General features: G+C 39.1%; 17 protein-coding genes. 7 read left to right on the forward strand and 10 right to left on the reverse strand.

Annotated features, from left to right (window positions below):
• Positions 1-768: 768 nt before the first annotated feature.
• From CLOAM_RS07440 to CLOAM_RS07470, 7 genes are all read left to right on the forward strand, one after another.
• On the forward strand, positions 769-1224 hold the full coding sequence (locus CLOAM_RS07440; RefSeq protein WP_044279071.1) for a hypothetical protein: 456 nt from the start codon (positions 769-771) through the stop codon (positions 1222-1224).
• 37 nt (positions 1225-1261) lie between these two features.
• The gene (locus CLOAM_RS07445) at positions 1262-4498 is read left to right on the forward strand and encodes a DUF4175 family protein (protein ID WP_044279072.1); all 3237 of its coding nucleotides are present in this window, start codon (positions 1262-1264) and stop codon (positions 4496-4498) included.
• Entirely contained in the window at positions 4495-6222 is a 1728-nt protein-coding gene (locus CLOAM_RS07450; protein ID WP_015425284.1) for a tetratricopeptide repeat protein, read from the forward strand. The genes CLOAM_RS07445 and CLOAM_RS07450 overlap by 4 nt, the downstream gene beginning before the upstream one ends.
• A 20-nt stretch (positions 6223-6242) precedes the next feature.
• Positions 6243-7700, forward strand: coding sequence for an IMP dehydrogenase (gene guaB, locus CLOAM_RS07455; protein WP_015425285.1), 1458 nt, complete (start codon positions 6243-6245; stop codon positions 7698-7700).
• Positions 7654-8595, forward strand: coding sequence for a site-specific tyrosine recombinase/integron integrase (gene xerA / locus CLOAM_RS07460; RefSeq protein WP_015425286.1), 942 nt, complete (start codon positions 7654-7656; stop codon positions 8593-8595). The genes guaB and xerA overlap by 47 nt, the downstream gene beginning before the upstream one ends.
• A 148-nt stretch (positions 8596-8743) precedes the next feature.
• Entirely contained in the window at positions 8744-9751 is a 1008-nt protein-coding gene (locus CLOAM_RS07465; protein ID WP_015425287.1) for an ABC transporter substrate-binding protein, read from the forward strand.
• Positions 9752-9756: 5 nt separating this feature from the next.
• A complete protein-coding gene (locus CLOAM_RS07470; RefSeq protein ID WP_015425288.1) occupies positions 9757-10563 on the forward strand; it encodes an ABC transporter ATP-binding protein in 807 nt (268 codons plus the stop codon).
• Between the two features lie 361 nt (positions 10564-10924).
• Here CLOAM_RS07470 and CLOAM_RS10065 read toward each other — a convergent pair whose 3' ends face one another.
• The 10 genes from CLOAM_RS10065 to CLOAM_RS07515 all read right to left on the reverse strand — a co-directional run bounded on the left by CLOAM_RS10065 (position 10925) and on the right by CLOAM_RS07515 (position 23159).
• Positions 10925-11056, reverse strand: a complete 132-nt coding sequence (locus CLOAM_RS10065) for a hypothetical protein (RefSeq protein ID WP_269764010.1) — start codon at positions 11054-11056, stop codon at positions 10925-10927.
• A gap of 943 nt (positions 11057-11999) precedes the next feature.
• Positions 12000-13289: an amidase gene (locus tag CLOAM_RS07475; RefSeq protein ID WP_015425289.1), complete on the reverse strand. Its 1290-nt coding sequence runs from the start codon at positions 13287-13289 to the stop codon at positions 12000-12002.
• 45 nt (positions 13290-13334) lie between these two features.
• The gene (locus CLOAM_RS07480) at positions 13335-14525 is read right to left on the reverse strand and encodes a CaiB/BaiF CoA transferase family protein (RefSeq protein ID WP_044279073.1); all 1191 of its coding nucleotides are present in this window, start codon (positions 14523-14525) and stop codon (positions 13335-13337) included.
• Complete coding sequence (locus CLOAM_RS07485; RefSeq protein WP_015425291.1) at positions 14522-16861, reverse strand: xanthine dehydrogenase family protein molybdopterin-binding subunit; 2340 nt, start codon at positions 16859-16861, stop codon at positions 14522-14524. The genes CLOAM_RS07480 and CLOAM_RS07485 overlap by 4 nt, the downstream gene beginning before the upstream one ends.
• Positions 16858-17325 (reverse strand): (2Fe-2S)-binding protein, encoded by a 468-nt coding sequence (locus CLOAM_RS07490; protein ID WP_015425292.1) that lies wholly within the window; start codon positions 17323-17325, stop codon positions 16858-16860. Before CLOAM_RS07490 ends, CLOAM_RS07485 begins: the two co-directional genes overlap by 4 nt.
• Positions 17322-18218, reverse strand: coding sequence for an FAD binding domain-containing protein (locus CLOAM_RS07495; RefSeq protein ID WP_044279075.1), 897 nt, complete (start codon positions 18216-18218; stop codon positions 17322-17324). The genes CLOAM_RS07490 and CLOAM_RS07495 overlap by 4 nt, the downstream gene beginning before the upstream one ends.
• A 14-nt stretch (positions 18219-18232) precedes the next feature.
• The gene (locus CLOAM_RS07500; RefSeq protein WP_044279076.1) at positions 18233-19045 is read right to left on the reverse strand and encodes a cyclase family protein; all 813 of its coding nucleotides are present in this window, start codon (positions 19043-19045) and stop codon (positions 18233-18235) included.
• Positions 19046-19325: 280 nt separating this feature from the next.
• Positions 19326-20723 carry a YlbE family protein gene (locus tag CLOAM_RS07505; protein ID WP_015425295.1) on the reverse strand — a complete coding sequence of 466 codons (1398 nt, stop codon included), beginning with the start codon at positions 20721-20723 and terminating at the stop codon, positions 19326-19328.
• Positions 20717-22234 (reverse strand): acyl-CoA synthetase FdrA, encoded by a 1518-nt coding sequence (gene fdrA, locus CLOAM_RS07510; RefSeq protein WP_015425296.1) that lies wholly within the window; start codon positions 22232-22234, stop codon positions 20717-20719. The genes CLOAM_RS07505 and fdrA overlap by 7 nt, the downstream gene beginning before the upstream one ends.
• Positions 22235-22244: 10 nt before the next feature.
• Positions 22245-23159: a DUF2877 domain-containing protein gene (locus CLOAM_RS07515; protein ID WP_015425297.1), complete on the reverse strand. Its 915-nt coding sequence runs from the start codon at positions 23157-23159 to the stop codon at positions 22245-22247.
• Positions 23160-23868 lie beyond the last annotated feature (709 nt).

A 23868-nucleotide genomic window follows, 5' to 3' on the forward strand; every position in this document is an offset into this window, starting at 1 on the left:
TATGATGGCTTACCTGTTCAATTTCTTAGATTATATGATTTTTTCCTTTGTATCCATCAATCCTGTAAATTATGATAACCTTATTTATATATTTTTCTCTCTTAATATCCTTTTATGGAAATAAATATGTATAAACTCAAATAATGCCGTAGAAATAATGGTTAATATTATTTTGATATTCATTAATCATATATTGTAGCAAAAATTCCGTAGAACTGGCAGTTAGATAACTAAGGGTTTTAAACTGACGAAAAAATATCGCTACAAAAGAGAGATAATTCCATAGGAAAGACAGATATTTTAGAAGGGTTTTAACCCTGAGAAGATAAGACAAATTTACCTTTTTGGTTGCTGAATTCTGATGCGGCAAAAAAAAGTATAAATGTTTTTGTAGTTTTCTACGAACTCTTTGGCAAATAGGAAGTTGCCAACCCATTTTCCCGCAATTGCATTATTTGGAATAAAATACTCGTTCACTTGCTGAAGTAATAATCTTGTAACATTCAAGTAACGACCAAGTAACGGAACTACTGCAGTGTTAGGGAAGTGTTACGGATGTGTTACGGGGTCTTCTTACAAGAGATTATGTTTCAGATAATTAAGTGATTAGGAATAGAAAAGGCAAATTATATAGATAATCACTTATGATATAAGATGTTAGGGAGATATGATAGAAATTTTGCTGGTGGATAATTAGGGAGATAAATGCCGAAATTTATAGTCAATTTTTATGCAGGATATATAATAATAAATCGTGATTAGGATGTAATGTTTTTGATTATTTCCGAGGGGCTTACGCACCCTTCTACATCATTATGTCGCCCTGACGGGCTTTTAGGAAAAGGGAAAGTTAAAAGAAAAGGATTATTGTGTCTTTCCTTTTACGAGGGGCTTACGCATCCTTCTATATCATTGTGTCGCCCTGATGGGCTTTTAGGAAAAGGGAAAGTTAAAAGAGAAGGATTATTGTGTCTTTCCTTTTACGAGGGGCTTACGCATCCTTCTACATCATTATGTCGCCCTTTGGGGCTTTTAGGAAAAGGGAAAGTTAAAAGAAAAGGATTATTGTGTCTTTCCTTTTACGAGGGGCTTACGCACCCTTCTACATCATTGTGTCGCCCTTCGGGGCTTTTTTTGAGCGGGAAAAGGAAAAAAAAGAATGCGGAGGAACAGCGTCCTCCGGCTACATTTGCAAAACTTCTTGACACAATAAGTGCTTTATAGGACAAAGATTTTTCAAAGAAGAGGAGAAGACAAAAAAATGAGCGACCTGACAAAATACATCCAAAAATACAGGCAAAGGATTAATCTTCGCTTTGCTTTGCAGGCAATTATCAAAGCTCTAATCAGCTTTTTGTTGGCTTTGCACCTTTATTTTTTGTTATGGTTGAATTTGCCTTCGCAATCAATGGCACTTTTTTATGCGAATATTGGCATACGTACTTGTCTTATCCTGGTGATAATCTATTTTATTTTAAGCGGTTATCACAATTTTTGGCATAATTTAGCGGTAGCGCGTTTTTTGGATAGGCAGATTGATTTTAAGGATGATCTTTTTCAGAATACTTTGGAACTTGCTGAAAAGGAAAAAGATAGTCCGATTGTGGAAAATTTGGGCACAATGGCAAAAAAGCGGATAGAGGAAAATCGTTACAAAATTCCTGCTCTATATCCTTCCTGGGTTGTCTTCGCTATCCTCTTTCTTATCTTAGGTTTAGGAACTATTTGGGCATATTCTTATGAGGATTTTCGTTTGGCATTCAAGCAATTTTACACCAATCAGGGTCAGGAAGTTATCTATAAGAATTTTATAGAGTTAAGCCCTGGCAACCTCACTATTGGCAGAAATGAAGCGGTAGAAATAAAGATCCTCAATCCCGATCCGCGTTTGAAGCATCGTCTTTTTTACAGGATAGATAAACAATGGCGGGAATTGGGTTTGGCAGATAACCGCTATATTTTTCAGCGACTTGATAATAGTATTGAATACTATGCGGAAAATGAGGTTTGCAAATCCCCGGTGTTTAAAATTCAGGTTTTGGACGAACCGATTGTAAAAAAGTGGTTTGTGCAATATAATCCGCCTGCTTATTCCGGTTTGCCAACCTGGACGGATACTTTAAGTTACGGCAATATAGAGGGCTTAAAGCACAGCAGAGTAAAACTTTCCCTCACTACTAATATTCCTGTAGAATCAGCTGTAATGGTTTTTGATGATGCCAGTCGTCTTCCTTTACAGGCAATAGATAAAAATAATTATATCACCCAACTTGCCATTGAAAAGCCCTGCAGTTGGTATTTGGAACTTACAGATGCTTTAGGTCGCAAAAGTAAACCCGAAGAAAAACATATCCGTATTCTGGAAGATAATCCTCCTGAAATCAATATTACTTTCCCGGGTCAGGATGTTAACCTGAATCAAAATATGCTACTTCCTTTAATCATTGAAGCAGATGACGATTACGGATTGAAAAATTGCACTTTGAGCATCCAAATTATGACTTCGGAACCGCAAGTTGTTAATGTGCAAAGTGTTATTCCCGGAAAAATGTTTGTAACGGACTTTCTGCTGGATTTGAAAGATGCCAATTTATTCCCTGGTGATGTAGTTACTTATTGGGCAACTATTTACGATAATTCTCCCGAACAACAAAAAGCGGAAAGCACCAGATTTAAAGCTCGTTTCCCTTCCATTGAAGAGATTTATAGAGAAATTGAAGCCCGCGAACAAGAAAAGAAAACGGAACTGGAAACCGCCTTACAAAAATCCAAAGACCTCCAAAAAGAATTTGAAAATAAACGCCGGGAACTGCTTAAACAGGATAATCCCAAGTGGGAAGATAAAAAACAGCTGGAAAAAATATTGCAGGAACAGGAAAATCTTTCGGAGCAGGTGCAAAATATTGCCGATAACTATCAGGAACTGATTAATAAAATGCAGGCAAATGAAACCCTCTCCCCCGAAACCTTGCAAAAAATGCAAAAAATCCAGGAATTGATGCAGGAAATTAATAATGAGGATTTGCAAAAGGCAATGGAAAAATTCTCTAATACCCTGCAAAACATTAAACCAGAAGACCTTAAAAAAGCAATGGAAAATTTCAAATTCTCAATGGAGGATTTTAGCAAAAAGATTGAACAGACACTTGCCCTGCTGGAAAGCATTAAAAAAGAACAGGCAATCCAAAAAGCATTGCAGATTTCCGAAGAAATGGAAAAAATGCAGAAAACCCTTAGCGAACGCACAATGGATGAAAAACAAAACTATAAAGACCTTGCCTCCGACCAGAAACAAATTAGTGATACCTACGATAAACTGCAACAGGAATTGGATAAAATAGATAAAATGCTGGAATCCCCGCGCGATAATCAGGTTATAAATCAATTAAAAGACCTGAAACAAGATATGCAAAACAGCAATCTGAAACAAGACCTGCAAAACAGTCAGAATGCTTTAAGCCAAAATCAACGCAGTCAATCCCTTTCTGCTCAAAATCAAGCGATGGAAAAAATGCGCCGTTTTTCCTTAAAACTGAATCAGATGAAGGAATCAATGGGTGGGGGTAATCAACAAAGAACAATGCAGGCAATTCAAACTGCAATAAGAGAACTTCTGATTTTTTCCAAACAGCATGAGGCAACTGCCAGCCGTTATAGAAATGATCCCTATGTAATTGTGCAAGACCTTATTGCTCAATCCGAAGGAATTCAAATTTCCTTAAATAAGATGTTCCGGGAAACACAGGTGCTGATGATAATTCCCCCTAAATTTTTTATTGATGTGAATGAAACCAATAGCGCCTACAGAAATATTTTCAGCTACATCAATGAATCGCAGTTTTACCAAATTCCCAATGCCTTAAACAGCGTTCAAAAGGGAATAAACCTGATGGTATATGACCTAATGCAGGCATTGCAAAATGCTTCTTCCGGAACAGGAAGCGGAGGTGGAGGTATGCAATCCCTATTGCAAATGCTGGAACAAATGAGCCAGGAACAAATGGCAATGAATATCCTCACCGAACAATTGTTTTTACAAATGCAAGCTCAAGGCGGAAAAATGGATAGCGCTATGCAACAACAAATACAACGCCTGGCAGAAGATCATGAACGCCTCGCAGAAAACCTGAAAAGAGCCCTGCAAAATAATCCGGAAGCACAAAAACAGGGAAATGTCCTGAAACAAATTACAGAAGAAATGGATGCCATAACCAGACAACTGAAAAATAATCAGCTCAATCCCGATATCCTGGAAAGACAGGAAAGAATTATCAGCAAAATGCTGGATGCTCAACGCTCTATCAATAAAAGGGAATTTACGGAAAAACGCAAAGCTGAAACGGGTGAAGATATGCCCTATAAAGGAAATACGAAAATTGATTTGGAAGCTTTAAGACGCAGCGGACTTTTAGAAGAAGGTTTACGTGCTTATCCTAAAGAATATCAACAGGTTATAATGCAATATCTGAAAGAGCTGAATGAGGTAATAAATAAATGAAAAAGGCAGTTCTCCTAATACTGCTACTAATTGCTTGTGCAAGTGCAATATATGCACAGTATGATGAAAAGCAAATTCTTACCCAGCAGGCAAATCAATTGCTGATGCAACGCCAATATGTTCAGGCGGAACAGCTCTTTTTACGCATCCTGGATAAATACCCTAACGACACAAATTCCATCAATCAGCTGATGAATATATATTTTACTCTGTCCCAAACAGATAAGGCAGAAGCAACCTTAACCAAATACCAAAGAACTTTGCCTCCGCAAACTTATAGCGAACTGCTTATTCAGCTGCTAATTATGCAAGCAAAAGTAGAAGAGGCCTGGCAGGAGACAATGCGCTATTTAAACATCTACGGTCAGGATGAATATAAATACAGACGGTTAGCTTCTTTCTTTGAACGCAAGGCATTTTACGACAAAGTGATAGAGCTTTATACAAGAGCAAGAAATCAATTGGGAAAACCGGATTTATTTCGTTTGGAAATGGCTAATACGGCAATGAATTATCATCAATTTGAAAAGGCAATTCGTGAATTTATGGCTTATACGGAAAATAATCCGGTCTATATGTTTTATACCAATAATCAGCTGAAAACAATATTACAAGAGGATGCAACCCTTATTTCCGTTGTTTCTGCTATTGCGGACAGCAGTAATAGTTCTGTGCTGAAAGAAATTTATGCCAATGCCTTGCTCAATTTGCAGGATTATAAAACAGCTCTGAATATTTATAAACAGTTGGAACCCCAAAAAATGTGGCGTTTTGCCGAAGAACAAACAGCTGCAGGTAACGATAGCATTGCTTTTGAGGCATACAGCTACCTGGAAACAGGAGAAACGGATATGGTTAAAAAGATGGATTTGCGTTACCGCTTAGCTGAAATAAAATATCAGCAAAGGGACTATCCTGCTACTGAACAAATAATTATGGAATCGCTATCTCTGCCTTTCTGGAAGGATAGAAATCTCTATTATCGCAGTTCTGTGGGAGTTAAATTACGCAAATTGATGGCAGAAATAAAATTGGCTAAAAATGAACCTGTTGATAGCGCTTTGGTTTGGTTGAATGAAGCCAAGAAATTTAGTCGTAACAACTTGGAATCGCAGGAAATGGATTTGGAAATTGCCCGCTTGTATATATTGAATGGAGATAAAACTAAAGCCCAAAACCTCTTGAAAACCATCAATCATAATAACCTGATGGAAAAAAGGGATTACCTGAACTTCTTGAATACTCTGCTGGAAGGTGAAACTGCCTTAGCGGATACTTTGATGAACGAGTTTATCATTCGCTATCCCGAAAGCCAATATGCCAACGATGCTATCTACCTGATGATGTTTACTTTGAATATGGCAGAGCAGGACAAAAAGAGTTTCTATTCCGCTATTCGTTTATTACAACTGAACCGTCAAAGCGGAATTGATACTTTAGCAGTTATCTTCAGTCACAATCAAGATGAGGAAGTTCTTTTACTGGCAATTGAATGGGCTATTGCTTTCGGCAATGACTCCAAAGCAAAAGAGTTACTGCAATATGATTTTCAGGATGAAGTTGCTGCGGATTATGCCGCTTTATTACGACTGTTAATGGTTTCGGATAAAGCGGAAGAACAACGACTGGCAAGGGAATTTTTGAAAAACAAACCCAACAGTATTTTTTCACCTGATTTTAGGCAAAAAATAAGTCGTTGGTCAGCTTCTCGGCCAAATTTATAGTTCTTAACGGGAGATAAAATATGAACTTACGCAAGGCATACACCTTTGATGATGTTCTGCTGGTGCCTCAAAAATCGGATGTCTTACCTGCAGAAGTGGATTTGAGCACAAAAATAACGGCTCAAATATCTTTACGGATTCCTGTAATCAGTTCCGCTATGGATACCGTAACGGAATCCGCTATGGCAATTGCTATGGCAAGAGAAGGAGGATTGGGAATTATTCATAAAAACCTTTCTATTGAAGAACAGGCAAAGCAGGTCAGTTTAGTAAAAAGAGCAGAAAGCGGAATTGTGACTCATCCCTATATTCTTTCGCCGGAAGATACTTTGGCTTATGTTTTGGCTTTGAGAGATGCACATCATATCGGTGGTTTTCCTGTTGTAGAAAATGAATTCCTGGTTGGTATTTTAACCAGTAGAGATATCCGTTTTGTGACCAATCCCCAAACAAAAGTGAAAGACCTGATGACTCCTAAGGAAAAACTGATTACTGCCAAAACCGGAATTTCACTGGATAAAGCAATTGAACTTTTACAGAAACATCGCCTGGAAAAACTCCTGCTGATTAATGAGGAAGGCAAATTGGAAGGAATGATAACCGTTAAAGACATTATGAAACGCTTAAATTATCCCGAAGCGGTTCAAGATGATAAAAACCGTTTACTTGTAGGTGCTGCAATTGGAGTTACGGGTGATTACCTTGAAAGAGCAAAAGAACTTCTTAATGCCGGAGCCGATTTACTGGTTATAGATACGGCACATGGTCATCATAAAAACATTGGTATTGCCTTGCAAAAAGTAAAAAAGCACTTGAACTGTCAAGTTATTGCAGGCAATGTAGCTACTGCAGATGCCTGCCGCTATTTAATTGAAAACGGAGCAGATGCAGTTAAAATTGGCATCGGTCCTGGTTCCATTTGCACAACCAGAGTTATTGCCGGAATTGGAGTTCCGCAATTAAGCGCCATAATGGATTGTGCTTTGGAAGCAGGTAAATACAACATTCCTATAATAGCTGATGGAGGCATAAAATTCAGCGGGGATATTGTTAAAGCACTTGCTGGAGGTGCTTCTGCAGTTATGATTGGTTCACTTTTTGCCGGTTGCGATGAAAGCCCCGGAGAATCCATAATTTACAATGGCAGAAGGTTTAAAAGTTACCGGGGAATGGGTTCCCTATCCGCTATGAAGCAAGGCAGTAAAGACCGCTATTTTCAAGATGAACAAGTAGAAGACAACAAACTTGTAGCCGAAGGAATTGAAGGAATGGTTCCCTATAAAGGTCCCGTTAAGGATTTTCTCTATCAATTGATGGGTGGATTGCGTTCCGGAATGGGTTATTGTGGAACTGCCACTATTCAGGAATTACAAGAAAAAGCCGAATTTATTGAAATCACAACTGCCGGCTTGAAGGAAAGTCATCCTCACGATGTCCACATCACTAAAGAAACCCCGAACTATTACAGCGGGGATTGAAGAAGAGCTTTCCCCTGCTTTAAAAAGTTACCTTTCCAGCTTTGTTTATCATTTGAAGGTAGAGCGGGGAATGGCAAAAAACAGCATTGAGAGCTATCGTCGTGATATTGGTGATTTTTTGCTGTTTTGCCCTAAAGAAATCGGCAATTATGAAACGGACGATATTACAAAGTATCTTCTTTCTTTGCAGGAAATTGGACTTTTAAATACCAGCGTTGCCAGAAAGAGAGTTGCTTTGGGTCAATTCTTCGGTTTTTTAAAGGATAACGATATTGAAACTAAGGTAGATATGGATTTGGTTCCGCGTATCAAACTGGGAGTGCAATTACCGGATGTTTTAACTGTGGAGGAAATGTTTCAGCTGTTAAATTCCCTGCCTGTTAAAACACCTTTGGAAATTCGCAATAAGCTTATGATGGAATTGCTGTATGCAACAGGTATGCGAATTTCCGAACTCTTAAGTATTTCTTTGCACGATTTGAATTTAACGGAGCGGGTTATTTTAGTTCACGGCAAGGGCAGTAAGCAAAGATATGTGCCTTATGTAGATACGCTTGATGAACTGTTTGCAAAATACTTAAAGCAGAGTCGTCCAATACTATTAAAGCTGAAACAATCGGAATTGCTTTTTCTGAATAATCGCGGGGAAAGAATGAGTCGGATGGGTTTCTGGAAAATATTACGCAAAGCGGTTTTGGAGGCAAATATCAAAAAGGAAGTAACGCCACATACATTTCGGCATAGTTTTGCCACTCATTTATTGGAAGGAGGAGTGAATTTAAGAATTGTGCAAGCCCTTTTGGGTCATTCTTCCATTGATACAACGCAGATTTATACACATATTGATATGAAACGACTGGTAGAAACATATAAAGAGTATCATCCACGCGCGTAAAAAAGGTGAACGGTGTAAGGTGAATGGTGAACAGTGAAAAAAAAGAATTGAAAATTGAGAATTATAAATAATAATCTGCGAAATCTGCGAAATCTGCGTGAACTAAAATTTTTATCTGTGAAATCTGTGAGAAAAAAAAGGAGCATAAATGAAAAACCGGGTTAATCTGTTCAATTTATTTTGCTATATAATTATAGCCCTTACATTAGTTCTTTGTTTATCATCCTGTAAAACAAAGAGTTCCAAACAGGAACAGGCAGGATTACAAAAGGTTTCAGTTACTTTAGATTGGACACCCAATACCAATCATACCGGAATTTATGTAGCTAATGAACTTGGCTATTTTAAAGAACAGGGTCTGGATGTAGATATTCTACAACCGGGACAAAATGTAACAGATCAAATAGTAGCAACTGGAAAAAGTGAATTTGGTGTAAGCTATCAGGAAAATGTAATTCGTGCCAGAAGTGAAAATATTCCTCTGGTTTCAATTGCAGCCGTTATTCAGCATAACACTTCCGGTTTTGCCTCTTTGAAAAAAGCGGGAATAAAAAGTCCTCTTGATTTTGAAGGCAAAAGATACGGTTCCTGGGATTCACCTTCAGAACTGGCTATCCTGAAAGCAACTATGGAAAAATATGGTGCCGACTTCAATAAAGTAAACGTTATTTCCGGAATTTACGATTTCTTTTCCACTATTGGCAAAGATGCTGATTTTGAGTGGATTTATTATGGCTGGGATGGTGTGGAAGCAGAAAGAAGAGGTATTGCCCTAAACTATATACCCCTCAAAGAAATAGACCCTGTTTTTGACTATTATACACCTGTAATTATCAGCAGCGAAGATTATCTGGCAAAAAATCCCGAGACCGCCAAGAAGTTTATGACAGCCCTCCAAAAAGGTTATGAATATTGTATTGCCAAACCCGATTCCGCTGCCGCTATTTTGCTGAAAAATGTCCCCGAACTTAATGCCGAACAGGTTAAACGCAGTATGCAATATCTGGCAAAAGAATACCAAAGCGATGCTGAATCTTGGGGAATACAAAAGTCGGATGTCTGGAAAAGGTTTTGTGAATGGATGTATCAGCAACGCCTTATTCAGCTTGCAGTTGATCCCAATAAGGCATTTTCTAACGAATATCTTCCTCAATAAATTCTATGCCTAATTGCATTCTGGAAGCGAAGGACATTCGTAAAACATTTCTCTTTAAGGGAGCGCTGGTTGTGGTTTTGGATAAATTACAATTCAGCATCCAGGAAGGTCAGTTTGTCAGTATTGTAGGTCCCAGTGGTTGTGGCAAAAGCACTTTCCTGGAACTTTTGGCTGGAATCACTAAACCAGATAATGGCAATATTTACCTTGAAGGCAATGAAATTACAGGAAAAACGGGCTTTTTGGGTTATATGCCGCAGGATGATTTGCTTTTTCCCTGGCTAACTACAATGCAAAATATTCTATTGCCCGTAAAAGTGCAAGGCAAGGACGAAAAAGAGGCAAAAAAGAAAATTATTGAACTTCTCCCTCTGTTCGGCTTAATGAATTATACGGATCATTTACCTTACCAGCTTTCAGGAGGATTAAAACAACGCGTTGCGCTTTTAAGAACCTATATGAGCAGTGCAGAAATCTTACTTTTAGACGAACCCCTGGCAAAATTGGATGCTTTAACGCGCAGTCAACTGCAAACCTGGCTGAAAGATATTGTCCATTTACTAAATCTAACCATTATTTTAGTTACCCATGATATTGACGAAGCAATTATGCTTTCGGATAGAATTGACCTGATGAGTATAAATCCCGGAACTTTTATGGAAAGCATATATCTGGATAGAAATGCACCCTTAAGCGCTGAAGAACAGCTAAAACTGAAAACAAAAATACGCAGTAAACTGGTAAACGAAGAAGAAAAAAGTGAAAATGGCAAGAAAATTGGTGAACCGGAGAAAAGTGATAAAGTGATATAGATTACAAGTGTGTAACCGAAGGACGCTGTTCTTCCGCTAAGAAAAAAAAGCAGAGCTTGAGCGAGCTCCGGCTACACAAATCGTGTAATAAGAAATACTCGCAAATCAATAAAATCCGTGCAATCTGTGTAATCTGTGAGAGCCGTCCTTTCTTGTTAGCCATCATCAACCCAACCTAAAGGATGGATGGAGGATGGGTGGTAATTAGGCAAGCTTAGATGGCTGTGTTGTTTTTAGGTAAATTATGGTAGAGTGCCAAGAGCGAAGGGAAAAAATATTATTACTATGATAAAAAGTTCCGTAGGAACGACAGGTATTAACAACGGGTTTTAACCCGGTGAAAAGAGAAATATGAAACAACTTATCTCTTTTCCCTGGAATGAGTTCCGTAGGAACGACAGGTATTAACAACGGGTTTTAACCCGGTGAAGAAGAACATCAGAGAGCCATTATCTCTTTTCCCTAAAAAGAGTTCCGTAGGAACGACAGGCATTATAGAAGGGTTTTAACCCTGAGCTATGAAGATAGACGATATCTTATTTCATTTTTTCCAAATGAGTTTCTAATTAAAGTGGAAGTTACCAAAGCATTTGTTCTCAACTGCATTTTGGGGGTTATATAGAGTCCACTGTTTTCAAGGTATCTCAGCTTTTTCCAGCTTGAATTGCTGAAGCATTGCTTACCCATTACGGATGGGATTAGCAATGGGTAAGCAATGAGTAAGCAATGCTATTAAGGAAGAAAATGTAATTATATTGAGATTATAGGAGTTAGGAAAATTTAGGGGAAGAAGATAATATTATATCTGTAATTCCATATTTTATATAGTTTTAATATTCATAAACCCTATATTATAAGATAAATCTTATAGAGATAGCAGTTAGATAACGACGAGTTTTAACCCGGCGCAAGAGGAGAAAAACTACAAAACTATCCTTCTTTTCTGAAAAAAGTTCCGTAGGAACGACAGATATTAACAACGGGTTTTAACCCGGTGAAGAAGAACATCAGAGAGCCATTATCTCTTTTCCCTAAAAAGAGTTCCGTTGGAACGACAGGTATTAACAACGGGTTTTAACCCGGTGAAGAAGAACATCAGAGAGCCATTATCTCTTTACCCTGCAAAGAGTTCCGTAGGAACGACAGATATTATAGAAGGGTTTTAACCCTGAGCAAAAAAATCAAATTTTGCATTTGGTTTGCTGAATTCTAATTTGCTATAAATAGAATTCATTTATTTTTCAGTGTTCTTATAACTCTTTGGCAAATTGGAAGTTGCCAACCTATTAGCCCTCAATTGCATTATTCGGTAGAGAAAATTGTCCATCATTTTTCAGAGTTCCGCAAACTCTTTGGCAAATCGGAATTTGTCACCCCCTTTTAGTTCAATTGCATTATTCGGGTGCAAAATCCTGCAACCTTTAAGTCCCTATTTCCTATGTATTAACAATCCTTTGAACCATCCTAACCAATGGCAGATCTTCATTATAGGAAGCCACAAACTGCAAGCCGAAAGGAAGACCATTGGCGTCTAAGCCATTGGGAATAGTTAAAGCTGGCAAACCGCAATTCGTCCAGGGCAAACTCATTAAAGGTGAACCGGTTGACTTTAATCCCGCAGGAGCAGTAGTTGTGGTAGAAGGAGTAATCCAGAGGTCAATTTTTTGTTCTTGCATCAGATTTATTATTTTTTCTCTAAGTATAATTGTCTGTTGGCGTAAAATTTCCAGTTCCGCGGAACTGATTTGCAATCCTCTGGCATACAATTCCTTAGAGGAATCGGAATAAAGTTCCTGATAGCGCTCATATAAACTTTTATGATTTAAGGAAAATTCTGCCGCAATCAGGGCATTATGGCTCGCATTAATAGAGTTTATATCGCCAAAAGGATCGCAGGTAACTATTTTGTATCCCTTTTTCTGCAGTTTATCAAGAGCGCTGCAATAATTTTCCTGAACAGAAGAATCCGTCTGTTGTAAATAACTTCCGTTAACAGCACCCAAAACAGGTCTGTCTGTTATTGTGGCAGAAACGGACAGATGCAAAAGAGGCAGTAAAAAAGCAAGGTCTGCTACTTGTTTTGTGATGAAACCGAGATGATCAACCGTTTGAGAAAAAGGAAAAACCCCTTGCAGAGAAAACAAACCATAACTAGGTTTTAAACCTGTAACTCCACAGTAAGAAGCAGGCCTGATAATAGAGCCAATGGTCTGAGTTCCCAAAGCTAAAAGACAATATCCTGCAGATACAGCTGCCGCTGATCCACTGGAAGAACCACCCGGAGTATGATTCGGATTATAGGGATTTTTTGTCTTTGCCGGCTGAAAATAGGCAAATTCAGTGCAGGTGGTTTTCCCTAAAATTAGTGCTCCCAAATTTTTTAAGCGGGTAACAATTTCCGCTTCTTTGCCGGAAAAAACCTCTGGAGGAAGTTTTGAACCCGCACGCGTAGATAAACCATCCACATTAAACAAATCTTTAACGCCAATTAAAACCCCAAAAAAAGGTGGACGCAATTCCGGTTGAGGAAAACGGGATAACAGTTCTTCAGCTTGTTTCAGTAAGCGTTCTTGCCTGTTTTCTTCAGGTTCCAGAGCACATAAAACGGGTTCCTTTTTCTCAATATCGGTAAGGGTCTGAATAAGATAATCCTGCAACGGAAGTTTTCCCTGCCGTAAAGCAAAAGAAAGTTCTTTCAGGTTATCGGGAAAAATAGCGGAATTCATCTAATATCCTTCCGGATTTTAAGGAAACATAAGGGAATATTGATGTTAAATCACTCCCGCCTTTTGCAATTCGGCTAAGTCCTCTTCACTTAAGCCAAGTCGTTCACAATAAATCTCTTTATTGTGCGCTCCTATTTCCGGAGCGGGCTCATGCACTGCTGAATCTGGAAAAGAACTCATTTTTATAGGATTTCCGGCAATTTTTACAGTGCCCGCTATAGGGTCATTAACTTCCACAAACATATTACGAGCAAGCAATTGAGGGTCTTGCATAACGGATTCAATGTTGTTGATAGAAGAACAGGGAATTCCGGATTTTTCCATTATTTCCAGCCACCAGGAAGCAGGTTTCGCCGTAAAAATAGGTTCTAAAATGGCATTTAAGGCATCTATATTTTCCGTGCGTAAGCGATTGTTACAAAAACGCTTATCCGATATTAATTCCGGAATTTCCAGAGCTTTGCAAAAGGTATCCCAAAGGTTATCATTCCCCACGGCAATCACAAAATAATTATCCCTTGCCTTATATGCCTGGAATGGAGATATTGTAGGATGACGATTGCCAAGAGGTTTGGGTGAAATCCCTTCTGCCTGATAACGCACTAAAGCATTTTCCAGAATAGCTATTTGACCATCCAACATAGCAACATCAATTTTTTGTCCCAAACCTGTTTTTGTGCGTTGGTACAAAGCAGAATTAATCCCGATGGCAGTGAAAAGCGATGCAGTTATATCTCCAAGAGACATTCCTACGCGTGTAGGAGCCATATTTTGCCAACCTGTAATACTCATAATACCACCCCTGGCTTGAACTAAAATATCGTAGGCAGGTTTTTGGGAATCAGGTCCGCTATGCCCGAAACCGGAAACGGCAGCATAAATCAATTGTGGATATTTTTCCTTTAATAACTCATATCCCAGGTTAAATTTTTCCATCGTGCCAGGGCGGAAATTTTCTACCAAAACATCACAATGTTCTATCAGCTTTAAAAACAATTCTCTCCCCTGCGGTTTTTTCAGGTTTAACGAGATACTTTTCTTCCCGTGGTTGATACTGAGAAAATAGAGAGAACGATTGTGCAGAAAAGGACCATAAGCTCTGGAGTCATCGCCTTTTTCAGGATGTTCCACCTTGATTATTTCTGCGCCCAAATCGCTTAAAATCATTGTACAAAAAGGACCTGCCAGAACACGACTAAGGTCAAGAACTACAACATCTTGAAGCGGTTTATTCATTGTTTTGCCTTTTCCCGCAAACAAGTTAATGCCACTTTCTCTGCCGTTATAGGTAGGGACTTAATTCTAATGCCGAGAGCATCTTCAATGGCATTAGCAATCATTGGAGCTGCAGGAAGCATTGTATGTTCTCCAATTCCCCGCGCTCCAAAAGGACCATCCGGTTGAGGAACCTCTACAATAATCGGAATAATCTCTTCCGGAACATCTTTAGCAGTAGGAATTTTATAGTCCGTAAGATTAGGATTGAGCAGTTTACCTTTTTCGTTAAAACGCATATCTTCATATAACACAGTTGCTAAACCCTGAAGCAGACCTCCTGTAATTTGACCTTTTACCAAATCAGGATTGATGGCTTTTCCGGCATCAATGGCTAAAGCAACCTTCAGCACTTTCATTTTGCCCGTTTCCTGATCAATTTCCAAATTCAAACCTGCCGCACCTACCGTGTAATGAACATTAGGATGACCTCCCTGACTTGTTTCCGGATTGTCTTTAGTGCTGGCAAATTCAGGCATAAACATTCCGCGACCGTTAATCGGACCACCCTTAAAAGTTCCGTCTTCCGTCATAATGCCCTCTACCACAAAATTCTTCAAAGGTAAAATGAAAGCGGGATCGGTTTTGCATTTAACTGCCTCATCTTCCAGATAAAGAGCATCCAGCGGAAAATGATAAACCCGGTGAATGAGTGTAAAAATCTGCTCCCGGGCATCCAATGCGGCATTTTTAACGGCATTCCCACAGCTCCAGGTTATATGACTCGCAACAGTTTGCCACTCATAAGGATTCCGATCCGTATCTGGTGTTTCTACTCTAATTTTGGCTGGTGGAATAGATAAAATTTCTCCTGCAATTTGAGCCATAACTGTCTGATAACCTTGTCCGATATCCATACCGGAAATAAGCAGATTGATTGTGGCATCTTCATTGAACTTTAAAAATGCGGAAGAAGAAGCATTCGGAGGCATAGCAGGCGCTTTCCAAAAAATAGCAAAGCCCTGACCGATAACTTTTGTCGGGTCTTCGGAAATGGGTTTTTTGCCCCAATCAATTGCTTTAGCGGCTTTATCAATACATTCCTGTAAACCGCTCGGGTTCATTTTAGCACCATAAGCGGTTTTATCTCCTGTCTTAATGGCATTTATCCTTCTAAATTCTACTTCGTCTATATTAAGTTGATGAGCCATTCTACTGATATGACTTTCCAAGCCAAAAAGCATTTCCGAATAGCCAAAACCGCGATAAGGACCCCCCGGAGGAAGATTGGTATAAACACAAATAGAATCTATGGAAACATTATCAATCCGATAAGGTCCGCTTGCTGATAAACCAACTGCATTAACAACATTGGCTCCATATTCTACATAAGCACCGGCATCCCAATATAATTGATGTTCCAGAGCCGTTATAATTCCCTCTTTTGTAGCACCCATTTTTATTTTTGCGATCAATCCCAATCGCTGATAAGTATTGGTAAATTCCTGTTCCCTGCTGTAACGCAGCTTAACTGCATAACCCTTTAGTTGAGTGGCTAAAACTGCAGGAATAATTTCCATCGTAACTCCGGCTTTTCCTCCAAAACCACCTCCCACATAAGGAGTTATAACTCTCACATCTTTATGGCTGAGGCCTAATGCTTCGGCAAAAAGATTTCTTTGGGTATGCGGGGATTGTGAACTGCTCCAAACGGTTAATCGTCCCGAATGGTCAAATTTGGCAACCGCTATATGGGTTTCTAAAGCACAATGTGCATAACGGGGAACGGAATATGTCTCCTCCAGAATAACATCTGCATTGGCAAAACCTTTTTCCAAATCACCTTTGCGGATTTTTCGCCAATGAGCTATATTTGTTCCGCCTTTGGGATAAAACCACGGAACCCGAGGATAATTTTCCACCTCTGGATGCAGTAAAGGAGCATCACTTTTCAGAGCATCCATTTGATTTAAAACTGCCGGAAGGGGTTCATATTCCACTTTAACCAAAGAAACAGCACTTTTTGCAGCTTCGGGAGTGAAAGCCACTACCGCACCTATTTGTTCACCTACAAAACGGACTCTTTCCTGAGCGAAAACATAACGGTCTTTCATATAAAGTCCGAAACGATTGTGAAAATCCTTCCCTGTAAATATTTTATAAACGCCTTTCACCTTCAATGCTTCAGAAACATCTATATTCTTGATCAAGGCAGATGCTTCCGTGCTTTCAATCAATTCCGCATAAAGCAGATTAGCTCCAAAATCTATATCATCAACAAAAGTAGCTGCTCCGCTGATTTTATCCAAAGCATCAATACGCGTTACATCTTTGCCTATATATTTATAGTCCTTCATTTTACCCCCTTTCCGGTTAAAGACATAATTGCATCAAAAATAGGTGTATAACCTGTGCAGCGACAAAGATTTCCGGCAATTGACTCTTTAATTTCCTCTAAAGAGGGATGGGGATTTTTTTCCAGCAATTCAGTAACCGCCAAAATTATTCCCGGTGCACAATAACCGCATTGAAAAGAATTGAATTCAATAAATGCTTTCTGCAGAGCACTAAGTTTTTCCCTGGAAATACCTTCTAAAGTGGTAATACTATGATTTTCCGCTTCAACGGCAAGAATCAGACAACTGCGAACTGCTTTACCATCAAGCAAAACAGTGCAGGCACCGCAATCACCTCTTTCACAGCCACATTTGGGACTTTTAATTCCCAATTTATTCCGGAGCACATCCAGAAGTATTTCATTATTTTCCACTTGCACATTACGGGGTTCATTATTAAGTATCAAGCTGATTTCTTTCATCATACATCTCCCAAAAGCTTTCGGGGCTCAATATATTTGCCGGAAATTCTTTCCTGAATTGCCGTTAAACCTCTTTTAAGCATAATTCCACTAATATACATCCGGAATTCTTGTGTAGCGCGAATATCTGTTATGGGGTTTATTTCCGAAGGAATAAGAGCTATGGCTTTTTCTATTAAATCAGCATTCAAAGGGTTACTGTTATTTAAGAGGTCTTCAATATAGTAAGCTCTTTTGGGAAGAGGACTTAAAGCACAATGAGCCAAACGATATTGTTTATCCGCAGTCATTAAAATTCCCCAACCTGCCTGAGCAAGGTCTTCTCCACTGTAACGACCCAGTTTTAAATAGATACCGGAACTATCAGGAATTCTTTTCAGAGAAATACCGGTTACTATTTCATCTTCCTGCAAAGCTGTTTTTCGGGGAGCAAGAAACCATTCCGTAACAGGAATTTCCCTTTGCGACAAAGGACTTGCACAATGAACTGTTGCCTCATAGCATAAAAGAGCAGGAGCAGAATCCAAAGAAGGAACTGCAGAACAAATATTTCCCGTTAAAGTAGCCCTGGCACGAATTCCTGTAGAGCCAATTGTTTTACAGGCATCGTGAAGAAGAATAAAATGCTTTTGCACCAGTTCATTTTCTATAAGCTGCGCAAAAGTTACATTACTGCCGATAAAAAGTGTTTCCTTTTCCCAATTGAGCTTTAATAATTCACTGATACCTTTTATATCAATCAACAAATCAGGTTTCAGCATTCCTTCTCTAATATTTACAATCAGATCGGTTCCACCTGCCAGAAAAAGGGCTTTATCTTTATATTTTGCTTTAAGTTGCAATGCTTCAATCAAAGTGGAAGGACGCTGATAGTCAAAAGTATGAGCCAAAGCCATATTTTCTTCCTTTTTTAGGGTTCCCAAGCCATAATGCGACACATAGAGGATTCCAGTTCAATGCCGCGCAGAGGAAAAAGTCCTATCCAGACCCTTTTATTGGAGATTTTATCAATATCTCCCCCCAGGTTTTCTGCATGCACCAGCTTTTTAGGGAAGAGTTTCAGATGCATCACCTGATAGTATTCTTCAGGAGGAAACATTTCATCCCAGGTCTTACCGTATTTGGCAATCAACTTTTGTTCCGCTTCGTTAAAAGAACCAGGATGCCAATTGCGGATAATAGTATTCATAGGATGATCTGCAGAACCGCAATCTACTCCAATCCATTTCAAATGCATATCCAAAGCCCAGGTATGAAAAGAAGGATCAGGACCCGGATGCTTAACAAAATAGCGGAGTTCATCACTTTCAGGCTGATCCCAGGCATAACGATGGTAGCCGGTATTGATAATTAAAATATCGCCTTTTTTGATTTCCGCTTTTTGCATCAGAAGCTCGGGAGAGTATAAATCATAGTCATTTACGCTATCAGAAATATCTACAACTACTCCAGGACCAATCCATTCTTCCATAGGAACTTGTCCTATACTGCGTCCACTGGCAAAAAAATGGATTTCACCATCAATATGTGTGCCTACATGATTGCTGGTAGTAATAATTTGACCATTTGCACCCTGACCTGAATGAGCTCCAGCAATGCGTTTAAAGTATTGAATTCCCAAAGGCATATAGCTGGGCCAGGGAGGTGTATGAATACTTAAGGGCTGAGTTAAATCATACATCTTTAAGCTCTGCATAAATTCAAAGAAGCTGTTTAGTTCCATTTTTATCTCCTGTTTATTTAGTTCAAAGTTCAAAGTGCGGGAGTTCAAAGTGCGGGAGTTCAAAGTTCAAAGTGCGGGAGTTCAAAGTTCAAAGTTCCTTACGACAAAGATGTCGTTTTTCCGGAAAACCATCTCGCTACCTCGCTATTTTCACCATCTCACTATTTTGCCATCTCGCTACCTTGCTATTTTCACCATCTCACTATTTCGCCATCTCGCTACCTTGCCATTTTCACCATCTCACTATTTGCCATCTCACCCTCTCACTCTTTATCTTTTTTTAATACATATCCGCCAATGTTTTATAGGCCTTAATAAACGGTTCAAAAGGTGCTTTCACAACTCCAGCGCCAACTTGTCCCACACCAGGATTTTTATGTGCTACACCTGTGTCAATTACCGGAGCTATGTTATTTTGAATAACTTTCACTACATCAATTCCCAAAGGGGTTCCTCTAAAATCCAATGCCGGAATTTGATAAAGGGAACTTTCTCCAAAACAAATATTATACATAGACAATGTGTAATTTATTGCTTCTTTGGCAGTTCCACCTACAAATTGAACTATGGCAGGAGCTGCGGCAAGAGCAAAACCACCCAAACCGCCTGTTTCCGTTATAGAGCTGTCACCAATATCGGGATTGGCATCTTCTTTGGTAAAACCTGGAAAATAGAGGGCATCGGGAACAGGGGCAGTACCCGTAAACCATTTATTTCCTGTTCCGCTAACCTGAATTCCGAAATCAGTTCCATTTCTTGCCATAGCCACAACTATAGAGCTACCGGAAATGTTTCTGGCAGGATCAAGAATGGCTTTACTTGCAGGCATAGACAGGTTCAGGAAAAAATGGTCGTTGCCATTTATAAAATCCAGTGCGGCAGCAGATTCTTCAGGATTAGTCATTGTTTTAATAATGGCAGGAGCTATTTGTCTGATAAACAAAGAAGTTCCAGCCCGATTACGATTGTGAAGTTCATCACCCATATTCAATGCTTGGGCAATAAGTCCCTGAATATTAATCGTTCCCGCATATTCTATAGCTCTTTTCAGGACGGGATAGAGCACTTTTTCCATCCATTTTAGGCGGTTAATCACTTCTTCGCTATAGGCACCATAGCGCAAAACTTTTCCCAAACCTTCATTTTGGGTAGCATAAGTAAAATTGCCGTAGCTTTCATTTTTAATAATAAAAACAGGCATTGAAGGACTGATAATACCTGCCATAGGACCGGTACAATTATGTTCGTGGCAGGGAGCAAATTCAATTTTTCCCGAAGCGGCAATTTTTTCCGCTTCTTCTGCATTTTTTGCCCTATCTTCATAAATTAGAGCTCCAATTATGGCACCCCGCATAGGACCGCACATTCTATCCCAGGAAACAGGAGGACCGCTATGGAGAATAAGGTCTTTATGCATTCCGGGAATAACCTTCAGGGCAACATCCATTCCGGTTAAAACCGCTTTGCCGGAATTGATTATTTCCAGAGCTTTTTTATTGGCTGGAGCAATGATGTTTTCAGAGAGCGAATTTATTTTATGATGATAGCTGTTTTCAACAGGCAGAGGAGGTTTCCAAAGGAGGTTTACCACATCAATACCTTGAGTTTTAAGGTCTACGGCAAATTTTTCCAAGCCAATGTTTATTACTTTTGGTTTATCTTTATTTAATTTCAGCATTTAGCACTCCGATATGATCTTAAACATTGGCAGACAAATTCACAAGCAGAATGATGAGAGGTAAATACATAAGCTCCTGCCTTTTCCAATTCCTTTTTTTGTTTTTGCCGGTTTTGAGGATCGCCGTCTGTTCCTAATAAATGGCAGACAACAACAAGGTCTGCAGGCAATTTTTGCAGGGCAGGAACAAGTTCTTCAGCCGGATCGGGATGAGCACCAAAACCCAAAACTACATCCAATAAGATGATACCTACTTTAGGATCATTTGCTTCCTGAGCCAATTTTTGCAGACGCAAACTGTAATCTATCATTGGATGAGGACGTCCTATTGTAAATTCATCTGCTCCTAAATCTATAATACTATTTTCTTTTGTTTGCCAGCCATCGGTCAACCGGAAAAATGCCTGATCCGTAACATTATTAAAGGGTTCGCAACCAAAATTATCAAGATAGACCTGAATTGCTTCCTGGCAAAGCGTTCCGCCACTATATAAACCGCGCAGATAAGGACCTCTAAGCTTTGGCAAAGGAAAATCTTCCGCAAGCTTAGCATTTTTTACTTCAATTCCTGCTTTCTTACAGGCAAAAAAAGCGGTTTCAGATAAAGAACGGACATAATATAAATTGGGTAGTTCAGGAACTTGCATTGGAATAAGGAAATTGGCAATCACCGGTTTGGAACTATGAGAAATCAGTTCCCACAATTTTTTCTGCACCTCTTCACAGGGGGGTTTTCCTGTTACAATAATAACTTCTGTATTTTCATCCTCCAGCAGATATTCCAAACAGGCAGTCAGCATTAAGCCGCCAATTTCTTTTTTCCCATCCCTTCCTCCGGTTCCAAATGCCTGCGAAATTCCTCCACTCAAATTAGCTATAGTAGTGGAGATTTCCTGTAAACCTGTTCCTGATGCGGAAACAATTCCTATTTTACCGCGGGGAACATTATTGGCAAAGGCAAGTGGAACGCCATTGAGAATAGCGGTTCCGCAATCAGGACCCATCATCAAAAGACCTTTTTTCAGAGCTTTTTGTTTCAAAGAAAGTTCATCTTCAATGCTTACATTATCGGAAAAGAGCAAAATATGCAGTCCTTTTTCCAGTGCTTTTTCCGCTTCAGCGGCTGCATATTTTCCGGCAATGGAAATTAGACAAAGGTCTGCTCCTCCTAAAGTGGCAATTGCTTTTTCCAGAGTAAATGCCTGGGGAATTGGAGTTTGATTGTATTCATTAGTGGAAGGTTTATTGATTAATTCTTCTGCTTTATTTATTGCTTCCGCAGCATTTTTTGCGTTATCGGCTTTGATCACGATAACAATATCGTTTTCCGAAGCAGAGTTTATTTCTTCTGCCAGCATATCACTTGCCTTTAGAATTTCCCGATTTTCGCTTGTAGCTACAATAGCAACTGCTTCCAGAACGCCTTTTAGAGACCTTAGTTCCCGGGAAATAAGCATCAGCTTAACGGAATCCAAGTATTTTCCCGCAATAATTTTAGCTTTTATGGGCATTATATTTCCTTTATATATTTACAGATAGTACATTGAGAGCAGCAAGGACATCCGGAAAAATACAGCTTCTGCATTTCGCTATTTCCGCACTCCAAAACCAATTAAATAACAAACAAAATACAAATCCGCTCAACATATCTTTTCCTGAACTCTCACCTGAATTCATTATTAGATTTATGTATTTTGTCAAGTTAATTTCGTCGTTTTCACTTAAAGCAAGCAAAAAATTCGCCCAATCATCATCCGGACGCAGGTAATATGCTTGATGCAGAAAAGTATTGACCAGCAAATCATTGTCCAAAGCGGTTTGATAGATTTCTTCCCGTTGTTTTATCAGGTCTTTTCTGCCGTTGGCAATCAGCCAGGATAAACAGATTATATAGCCAATCAAAAAATCATCACCGGCAGGAGTGCTTCCCAAACCCCGGCGTTTTATTTGTTGGGCAAAGAGTGTATATTGTTGTTGAAAGAGGTTATTTATACCGTTTATGAGGCAGTTACGGAACTGAAGAAGAAATTCATCCTGGGATGAAGGGGGCTGAAAAAGCAAAGATAATAAATTATTTTTCTCTTCACCAATAAAGAAATTAAGCAGTTTTTCGCAGAGTAAGAAGGTCTTTTGGGCATTTTGATGAGGATGAATTGAAGGTATTTTCCAGATATTATCCTGGCTGTATGGTAAAGATATTTCTTGATTAATAACCACTTCTTTTTCTGTTACTTTCAGTTCTTTAGCTAAAGGAATCCTTCCTTTTAGGATTAGACGATATGGACCTGCACATATACTACTCTCACATAAAGATATAACAATATCTTCTGCGGCAAAATTTATTACCCGCTCAAAACAGCTATGAACCTTTGTATAGGTGCCTGAAGGAACCAATTCTCCGATGCGGAAAAGGGTATAATTATTTTTTCTCTGCATAACAATAAAATAATGCTTTTGTAATTAAATGTCAAATTGGTAGATGGAGAACGCTGTTTCTTTGTAAGAAAAATTGCGGGGCTACAACAAGCTCCGGCTACACAAATCATGTAATAAGAAAATACTCGCAAATCAATAAAATTCGTGCAATCTGTGAGAGCCGTCCTTTCTTGTTAGCCATCATCAACCCAATCTAAAGGATGGGTGGAGGATGTGTAAAGGATGGTTGGAGGATGGGTTGGAATTGGGCAAGCTTATATGGCTGAGTTGTTTTTAGGTGAATTATGGCAGAGTGCTAAGAGCGAAGGGTAAAGAGATTTTTTTCACTTATTTTTAGATTTTTTTACGAGGATTTCAACCTTCCTGTTTTTATTGTTGACGAGGAATTCAACCTTCCGGAAAAAAGAAATCCCCATCGTTTATAAGAGAAGAACCTACAAAACTATCCTTCTTTTGGGACAAAAGTTCCGGAGGAACGACAGATAATAACAACGGGTTTTAACCCGGTGAAAAGTGAAGAACCTACAAAACAATCCTTCTTTTCTGACAAAAGTTCCGTAGGAACGACAGGTATTAACAACGGGTTTTAACCCGGCACTTTGAAGATGGACAATATCTTATTTCCTTTTTGCGAATGAGTTCCATAGTAAAGTGGAAGTTGCCAATGCATTTGTTCTCAACTGCATTTTGGGGATAAAATAAAGTCCAC

It is taken from the genome of Candidatus Cloacimonas acidaminovorans str. Evry, assembly GCF_000146065.2.
Lineage (GTDB): Bacteria > Cloacimonadota > Cloacimonadia > Cloacimonadales > Cloacimonadaceae > Cloacimonas > Cloacimonas acidaminivorans.